The following is a 7,405-nucleotide window of genomic DNA, read 5'->3' as shown; positions in this document are numbered from 1 at the left end:
ACTTCACCAGGCTCTTCAGGGTGCGGTACTCGGGGCCCATCGTCGCCTTCGTCCGGATCCACGACGGCTTCCGCTCGATCGGGGTCTCCGCGTTGCGGACCTCCAGGCGGAGGAGCTTGCGCCCCTCGGGTGTGGCACTCACCCGATCACCCTACTCCGCGGCCGAGGACGATCGGCGATCGCCCGAGACGCTCAGCGGGCGGGGTAGCTCAGCACCGGTACGGCGGCCGGCGCGCTCGCCTTCGCCGGGTCGGGCCGGGGCTCGTAGTCGGGGGTGAGGGTGTAGTCGTTCCACTCCAGCAGCTCGGCGAGGTGGCGCCGTACGGAGTCCACGACCTCGCGCACCGGCACGTCCCGGCCGAGCTCGGCGCTCAGCGAGGTGACCCCGGCGTCGGAGATGCCGCAGGGGACGAACCGGTCGTACCAGCTCAGGTCGACGTCGCAGTTGAGCGCGAAGCCGTGCATGGCGACGCCGTTGCGGACCCGGATGCCGATGGCGGCGATCTTGCGTTCCCCGCCCTTGTCGTCGGCCTTGAGCCACACGCCGGTGCGGCCGGGGATGCGCGCGGTCGTGACGCCGAGCTCGGCGCACACGGCGATGATCGCCTCCTCGAGGCGGCGGACGTAGTCGAGGATCTTCACGTGGTCGGGCAGCCGGACGATCGGGTAGCCGACCAGCTGGCCGGGGCCGTGGAAGGTGATCTTGCCGCCGCGGTCGACCTCGATCACCGGCGCGCCGCCGGGGTCGGCGGGGCGCTCGTGGGCCTCGGTACGCCGGCTGGCGGTGAAGACGGGCGGGTGCTCGACGAGCAGGACGGTGTCGGTCAGCTCGCCGGCGACGACCTGCGCGTGCAGCTCACGCTGCAGGTCCCACGCCGTGACGTAGTCGATGAAGTCCGGTCCGAGTCCGTCCTCGCGGAAGGTCAGCGTCACGACGTCGAGCCTACTCCGGCGCCTGTGGATGAACGGACGCACCTGTCGGGGGTCGGGTCCAGGATCGTCCCATGCGGATCTCGGGCCCGCGGGCCGTCCTTCTCGGGACCGCCGCCGTCGTCCTCACGGTGGTCGCGGTGGTGCTCGGCCTCGTGCTGCGCGGAGCCTCCCCGCCGTCGACGCGTACGCCGGCCGCCGGCCCCCACGTCGTCGTCGCTCCCTCCGCCGGGCGGGTCGACGTGGCCCGGGCCGTGGGCTCGCTGGCCGTGCTCCGCGACTGGGACCGCTCCCGTGCGCGAGCCTGGGCCGACGGCGACGTGCCGGGGCTGCGGGCGCTCTACCTGCCCGGATCGGCTGCGGGGGAGCAGGACGTCCGGATGCTGCGGGCCTGGTTGCGGCGGGGCCTGCGGGTCGAGGGGATGGCGATGCAGGTGCTGGGCGTCGAGCTGCGCCGGCGGACCGAGCGCAGGATCGTGCTCGTGGTGACCGATCGGCTCGCCGGCGCGGTCGGTGTCCGGCCGAGGTCGGGGGAGCGGGTGGCGCTGCCGCGCGACGGGCCGTCGACCCGACGACTGGTCTTCACCCGGTCGGGCGGTCGCTGGCTGCTCGCCTCCGCCACCGCTCGTTGAGTCGAGCGGTCTGCTAGGCGTGAGCCTCGGGACCGCCGCGGAGCCCGGTCGCCAGCACGGATGCCACGTCGGGGTCGGCGAAGCCGTAGCCCAGGTCGAGCAGGGCCGCCGGACGCAGGTTGAGCGAGCCCAGCACCTCGTCGGCCATCGGGCCGGCAGCCAGCCGGATCGCGGCCGCGGGCGCCGGCAGGACCGCCGGGCGGTGGACCAGCCGCGCCAGCGTGCGGGTGAACTCGGCGTTGGTCGGGGTGTTGGGCGCGCACAGGTTGACCGGACCCGACGCGGTCGGGTGCTCGACGAGGAACGCTGCCGCGCCGACCCAGTCACGCAGCGAGATGAGGGGGTAGTACTGACGACCGTTGCCCAGGCGTCCGCCGAGACCGGCGAGGAACTGAAGGCGCTGCTGGCGCAGCGGGGCGTTGCGCCGGTCCTGGACAGGTGCGGTGCGCAGCAGCACGACGCGCGCGCCGGCCCCGCTCGCGGGCTGGGCGGCCTCCTCCCACTCGCGGGCCACCCGGGTGAGCAGCGCGTGGCCGCGGGTGTCGGACGCCTCGGTCAGCTCGGCGGACCCGTGGTCGCCGTACCAGCTGACGCCGGAGGCGTTGACCAGCGCTGGCGGGCTCGCGGCCGCAGCGATCGTGGTGGCGAGCAGGCGGGTGGTGGCGCGGCGGCTGGTGAGGACCTCGCGCGCCCACTTCGTCGAGTGGGGGTTGCCGATCAGCGGTGAGCCGGCGAGGTTGACGACGACGTCGGCGCCCTGGACCAGGCCGGAGTCGACGACGCCGCCCTGCGGGTCCCAGCGGGACTCCCGGGAGTCTTGCCCGGGCGACGGGTCACGACGGACCAGGCAGGTGACGTCGTGGCCCCGGCCGCGCAGCTCGGTGACGAGCTGGCGGCCGAGGAAGCCGGACGAGCCGGCGACCACGACATGCATGGCTGCCTCCGGCCTCAGACCTCGAACTGGCCGGACTCGAGACGCTTCTTGAGGTCGCGCAGGAAGCGGCCCGCGTCGGCGCCGTCGACCACGCGGTGGTCGTAGGTGAGCGCGAAGTAGACCATGTGGCGCACCGCGATGGTCTCGCCGAGGTCCTCGTCGTCGATCACCACGGGACGCTTGACCACGGCACCCGGGCCGAGGACGGCGACCTGCGGCTGGTTGATGATCGGGGTGTCCCACAGCGCGCCGAAGCTGCCGAGGTTGGTGATGGTGAAGGTGCCGCCGGAGAGCTCGTCGGGACCGATCTTGTTGGTCCGGGTCCGCTCGGCGACGTCGGCGATCTTCTTCGCCAGGCCGGAGACCGACAGGTCGCCCGCGTCCTTGACGACCGGGGTCAGCAGACCCTTGTCGGTGTCGACGGCGAACGCGACGTTCTCGCGGTCGTAGTAGGTGATCTCGCCCTTCTCGAGGTCGAGGTTGGCGTTGAGCACCGGGTGGTGCTTGAGGGTGTCGATCGCCGCCTTGGTGAAGAACGGCAGGTAGGTGAGCTTGACGCCCTCGCGCGCCAGGAACTCGGCCTTCACGCTCTCGCGCAGCCGGGCGATGTTGGTGACGTCGATCTCGACCACCTGGGTGAGCTGGGCGGAGACGTGCAGCGACTCCACCATCCGCTCGGCGATGATCTTGCGCAGCCGGCTGACCTTGACCGTCTGACCGCGCAGCGGCGACGGGGTGGGCGCGGCGGCCGCGGGGGCGGCAGCCGGAGCCGGCGTGGCGACCGCGGGCGCCTTCGACGCGGCGGCGTCGAGGACGTCCTGCTTGCGGATGCGGCCACCCACGCCCGAGCCGGTGACCTGGCCGAGGTCGACGCCGTGCTGGGCCGCGAGCTTGCGGACCAGCGGGGTCACGTAGCCGGGGCCCTCGGTCGCGTCGGTCGTGTGCGCGGGCGCAGCCGGAGCGGGAGCCGCCGGAGCGGGAGCGGCCGGAGCGGGGGCGGCCGGAGCGGGGGCGGCCGGAGCGGGCGCAGCCGGAGCGGGCGCCGGGGCAGCAGGGGCAGCCGGTGCCGGGGCAGCAGCAGCGGGGACGGCCGGAGCGGCGGGCGCCGGAGCCTCGGCCGCTGGAGCGGGAGCGGCCGGAGCGGGAGCCGCGGCGGCCGGCGCACCCGAGCCGATGATGGCGAGCTCGGCGCCGACCTCGACGGTCTCGTCCTCGGCGGCCTTGATCTCGAGCAGCGTGCCGGCGACCGGCGACGGGATCTCGGTGTCGACCTTGTCGGTGGAGACCTCGAGCAGCGGCTCGTCGACGGCGACGGCGTCACCGACCTGCTTGAGCCAGCGGGTGACGGTGCCCTCGGTGACCGACTCGCCCAGGGCCGGCAGGGTGACCGCGGTGCCGTCGGCGGCACCACCGGAGGCAGCGGGAGCGGCCGGGGCAGGAGTGGGCGCCTCCTCGACCGGTGCAGGGGCGCTCGGAGCCGCGGCGGCAGGAGCCGGCTCGGCGGGAGCGGCGATGGGAGTCTCGTCAGCAGGAGCGGCGGCGGCGGGGGCCGCGGCCGGCGCCTCGCCGGCCTCCCCGACGACGGCCAGCACCGCGCCGACCTCGACCGTGTCGTCCTCGTTCGCGCGGATCTCGACCAGCGTGCCGGCGACGGGAGACGGGATCTCCGTGTCCACCTTGTCGGTGCTGACCTCGAGCAGGGGCTCGTCGATCGCGATCTGGTCGCCGACCTGCTTGAGCCAGCGGGTGACGGTGCCTTCGGTGACGGACTCACCGAGCGCGGGGAGAGTGACTTCGGTCGCCATGGGTCTCATCCTTGCACCACGACGGAGCCAACTCGCAACAGCCCACCCACGGTTCGGGCAAACTGGAACCATGGGTTTGTTCGACCGGTTCCGCGGGCGCGCGAAGGTACGCATGAGTAACCCGGCACGGGACGCCGCGCGTACCGGTTCGACGCGCGTCCGCGCGGCTGACCGCGCCGACGAGGATCACCTGCAGACCTGGCTCCAGGCGCGCCGTGGGGTCGAGGGATTCGTCGAGCCCCGGACGGCGGTCAGCGAGGTCACCTTGCTGCTCGTCGCCCACGACGGTGAGTGGACCCGGCGCCGGGTGCCGTCGATCGGTTGGGCCCACGACTTCTGCAACCGCCACCAGGTGCCGTCGTACGACGCCGCGGTGGTCGGCATCCCGCAGCGGATGCGCGACTACAACTCCCGGGTCAGGCAGGCGCAGAAGCAGCGGGAGCAGCAGCGGGGCCAGCAGTCGCGCGACTCCTGAGGTACTCCAGCAGGGTCGCGACGCCGTAGCCGGTCGCGCCGGCGGTGAGGTGCCCGGCCGGGCCGCCCTTGTTGAACGTCGGACCGGCGATGTCGAGATGGGCCCAGGGCAGGCCGCCGGTGAACTCCCGCAGGAACGCTGCCGCGAACAGGCCGCCGCCCCAGCGGATGCCGTCGTACTGCGCGAGATCGGCGATCGTCGAGCTGTGGATCCGCTCGTCCATGAACTCCGGGATCGGCATCGGCCAGCCGTCCTCGCCTGCTGCGGCGCCGGCGGCGAGCACGGCTGCGACGACGTCGTCGTCGCCCATGACGCCGGCCATCTTCTCGCCGAGCGCCATCACGATGTGCCCGGTGAGGGTGGCGACGTCGAGGACGGTGTCGGGCTCGGCCGCGACCGCGCGGCCGAGGGCGTCGGCGAGGACGAGCCGGCCCTCGGCGTCGGTGTTGGAGACCTCGACGGTGGTGCCGTCGTACGTCGTGAGCACGTCGCCGGGCCGCATCGACGCCTCGCCGACCATGTTCTCGGCGAGCGCGGCGTACGCGGAGACCCGGATCGGCAGGCCCAGGCGGGCCGCGGCGAGGGTGGCCTGGACGACGGCGGCGGCGCCCGCCATGTCCTCCTTCATCGTGGCCATGCTGGCGGCCGGCTTGATCCACAGGCCGCCGGAGTCGAAGGTGATGCCCTTGCCGACCAGGGCGACGTGGGCGACCGCGCCCTTGGGGGCGTAGCTCAGCTCGACCAGGCGCGGGGGAGCGGCCGACCCGGCGCCGACGGCCAGCAGGCCGCCGCAGCCGAGCTCGGCGAGCCGGGTCTCGTCGAGCACCTCGACCTTGACCTTGGTGGCGCCCTTGGCGAGCCCCTTGTTGGTCGCCTTCACGGCGCCGGCGATCGCGTCGGCGAAGGCCGGCGGCGTCAGGTCGCCGGGCGGCGTGTTCACCCAGTCGCGGGCGGCGACGACGGCGTCCACCAGCACCTGGGCCGGCTCGACGGCCGCCACGACCTCGGTACGGCGGGCGGCCGGCGTCAGCACGACCACCTCGGCCGGCGTGGTCGGCGTGCTCGGCTTGCTCTTGTAGGTCGTGAAGGCGTACCCGCCGAGCCGGTAGCCCTCGACGACCGCGCGGACCAGCTCCGGCGTGTCGGCGGGCAGGGCCAGCGCGACCGACGCGGCGTTGGTGACGGCGCGTGCGGCGTTGCCGGCGGCTCGGCGGACCGACGCGGCGTCGGCCTGCGCACCGAGGCCGACCAGCACCAGCAGGGGGGAGGTGATGGTGCCGCCGGTGGGGATCTTGGCGACCTCGCCGGGCGCGCCCTTGACGCCCACGGTGGCGAGCAGGCCGGCCAGCTTGCGCCCGTACGCCGCGGCCACGTCCTCGGCCCCTGGCGCCAGTGTGCCGTCGGGCAGCACCCCGACGACGACCGCTTCGGCGCGGGTCTTGGCGGGGCTGGCCGTGCGGAGGGCGAAGGTCGTCACCGTCGCAGGATATCGAGCGCCGGATGCAATAGATTCCGGATCATGGCGGAAGCGACTCCTCTCCACTCGCCCCTGCACGACCGGCACGAGGCGCTGGGCGCCAAGTTCTCCGAGTTCGGCGGCTGGCTGATGCCGCTGGAGTACCCGACCGGCGTCGTCAAGGAGCACGCCGCGGTCCGTGGCGGCGTCGGCATCTTCGACGTCAGCCATCTCGGCAAGCTGGTGGTCCGCGGCCCGGGGGCGGTGGAGTTCCTCAACGCCACGCTCACCAACGACCTGCACCGGATCGGTCCGGGCCAGGCGCAGTACAGCCTCGTCGTCGACGACGCCACCGGCGGGATCGTCGATGACGTCTTCCTCTACTACCGCGACGACGACCACGTGCTCGTCGTCCCGAATGCCGCCAACAGCGACGAGGTGCGACGGCGGCTGGCGGAGGCCGCGCCGGAGGGTGTCGAGGTGGTCGACCACCACCGCGACTACGTCGTGCTGGCGGTCCAGGGCACCAGGTCCGACGAGGTCGTGGCGGGGGTCGGCCTCCCGGTCGGCCACGACTACCTGACCTTCGTCGAGGCGCCGTTCGAGGGTGCCGACGTCGTCGTGTGCCGCACCGGCTACACCGGCGAGCGCGGCTACGAGCTGATCGCGCCGTCCGCGGTCGCCCCGGCGCTGTGGGACGCGCTGATGGCGGCGGGGGAGCCGTACGGCCTCGTGCCGGCCGGGCTCGGCGCCCGCGACACGCTGCGCACGGAGATGGGCTACCCGCTGCACGGCCAGGACATCTCCCCGGACATCACCCCCAACGAGGCCCGCCTCGGCTGGGCGGTCGGCTGGAAGAAGCCGGCGTTCTGGGGCCGCGACAAGCTGCTCGCCGAGCGTGAGGCGGGCCCGCGCCGCAAGCTGGTCGGACTGGTCTCCACCGGGCGCGCGATCCCGCGGCCGCACATGAGCGTGCGGCTGCTGCGCGACGTCCCGCTCGGCGAGGTCACCTCCGGCACCTTCTCGCCGACCATGAGGAAGGGCATCGCCCTCGCCCTCGTCTCGACCGTGGTCGACGACGGTGCCGAGGTGATGGTCGACGTGCGCGGCCGCCCCGAGGTCTTCCAGATCACCAAGCCGCCGTTCGTCCAGCCCTCCGTGCGAGAGTCCTGA

The 7,405-nt window shown here is 73.7% G+C and carries 7 protein-coding genes and 1 pseudogene; 3 read left to right on the top strand and 5 right to left on the bottom strand.

All coding sequences use genetic code 11. The features are described from left to right. Window positions 1-142, bottom strand: a pseudogene (locus KU893_RS22620) (lipoyl synthase); the annotation flags it as partial. A gap of 50 nt (window positions 143-192) precedes the next feature. Beyond that, a complete protein-coding gene (gene lipB, locus KU893_RS07605; RefSeq protein WP_218233734.1) occupies window positions 193-933 on the bottom strand; it encodes a lipoyl(octanoyl) transferase LipB in 741 nt (246 codons plus the stop codon). 71 nt (window positions 934-1,004) lie between these two features. On the opposite strand from lipB, the gene KU893_RS07600 reads away from it, so the two are divergent. Then, entirely contained in the window at window positions 1,005-1,562 is a 558-nt protein-coding gene (locus KU893_RS07600; RefSeq protein WP_218233733.1) for a hypothetical protein, read from the top strand. Window positions 1,563-1,575: 13 nt separating this feature from the next. On the opposite strand, the gene KU893_RS07595 is transcribed toward KU893_RS07600, so the two are convergent. Beyond that, window positions 1,576-2,496: a TIGR01777 family oxidoreductase gene (locus KU893_RS07595; RefSeq protein ID WP_218233732.1), complete on the bottom strand. Its 921-nt coding sequence runs from the start codon at window positions 2,494-2,496 to the stop codon at window positions 1,576-1,578. A 14-nt stretch (window positions 2,497-2,510) separates the two neighbouring features. Continuing rightward, on the bottom strand, window positions 2,511-4,301 hold the full coding sequence (gene sucB / locus KU893_RS07590; protein ID WP_218233731.1) for a 2-oxoglutarate dehydrogenase, E2 component, dihydrolipoamide succinyltransferase: 1,791 nt from the start codon (window positions 4,299-4,301) through the stop codon (window positions 2,511-2,513). Window positions 4,302-4,413: 112 nt separating this feature from the next. Between sucB and KU893_RS07585 the strand changes: the two genes are divergently transcribed. Then, complete coding sequence (locus KU893_RS07585; protein WP_218233730.1) at window positions 4,414-4,776, top strand: hypothetical protein; 363 nt, start codon at window positions 4,414-4,416, stop codon at window positions 4,774-4,776. On the opposite strand, the gene KU893_RS07580 is transcribed toward KU893_RS07585, so the two are convergent. Continuing rightward, window positions 4,718-6,253: a leucyl aminopeptidase gene (locus KU893_RS07580; RefSeq protein ID WP_218233729.1), complete on the bottom strand. Its 1,536-nt coding sequence runs from the start codon at window positions 6,251-6,253 to the stop codon at window positions 4,718-4,720. The two genes, KU893_RS07585 and KU893_RS07580, sit on opposite strands and share 59 nt — an antisense overlap. Before the next feature lie 42 nt (window positions 6,254-6,295). On the opposite strand from KU893_RS07580, the gene gcvT reads away from it, so the two are divergent. Next, window positions 6,296-7,405: a glycine cleavage system aminomethyltransferase GcvT gene (gene gcvT / locus KU893_RS07575; RefSeq protein ID WP_218233728.1), complete on the top strand. Its 1,110-nt coding sequence runs from the start codon at window positions 6,296-6,298 to the stop codon at window positions 7,403-7,405.

The organism is Nocardioides daeguensis, from assembly GCF_019192965.1.
In the GTDB taxonomy this organism is placed as follows: Bacteria; Actinomycetota; Actinomycetes; order Propionibacteriales; family Nocardioidaceae; genus Nocardioides; species Nocardioides daeguensis.
This window is presented reverse-complemented; position numbering and strand designations above follow the sequence as displayed.

Coding starts and splice junctions, on each gene's coding strand:
- gcvT (WP_218233728.1), top strand. CDS start 6,296: ATGGCGGAAGCGACTCCTCTCCACTCGCCCCTGCACGACCGGCACGAG.
- KU893_RS07585 (WP_218233730.1), top strand. CDS start 4,414: ATGAGTAACCCGGCACGGGACGCCGCGCGTACCGGTTCGACGCGCGTC.
- KU893_RS07600 (WP_218233733.1), top strand. CDS start 1,005: ATGCGGATCTCGGGCCCGCGGGCCGTCCTTCTCGGGACCGCCGCCGTC.
- sucB (WP_218233731.1), bottom strand. CDS start 4,301: ATGGCGACCGAAGTCACTCTCCCCGCGCTCGGTGAGTCCGTCACCGAA.
- KU893_RS07595 (WP_218233732.1), bottom strand. CDS start 2,496: ATGCATGTCGTGGTCGCCGGCTCGTCCGGCTTCCTCGGCCGCCAGCTC.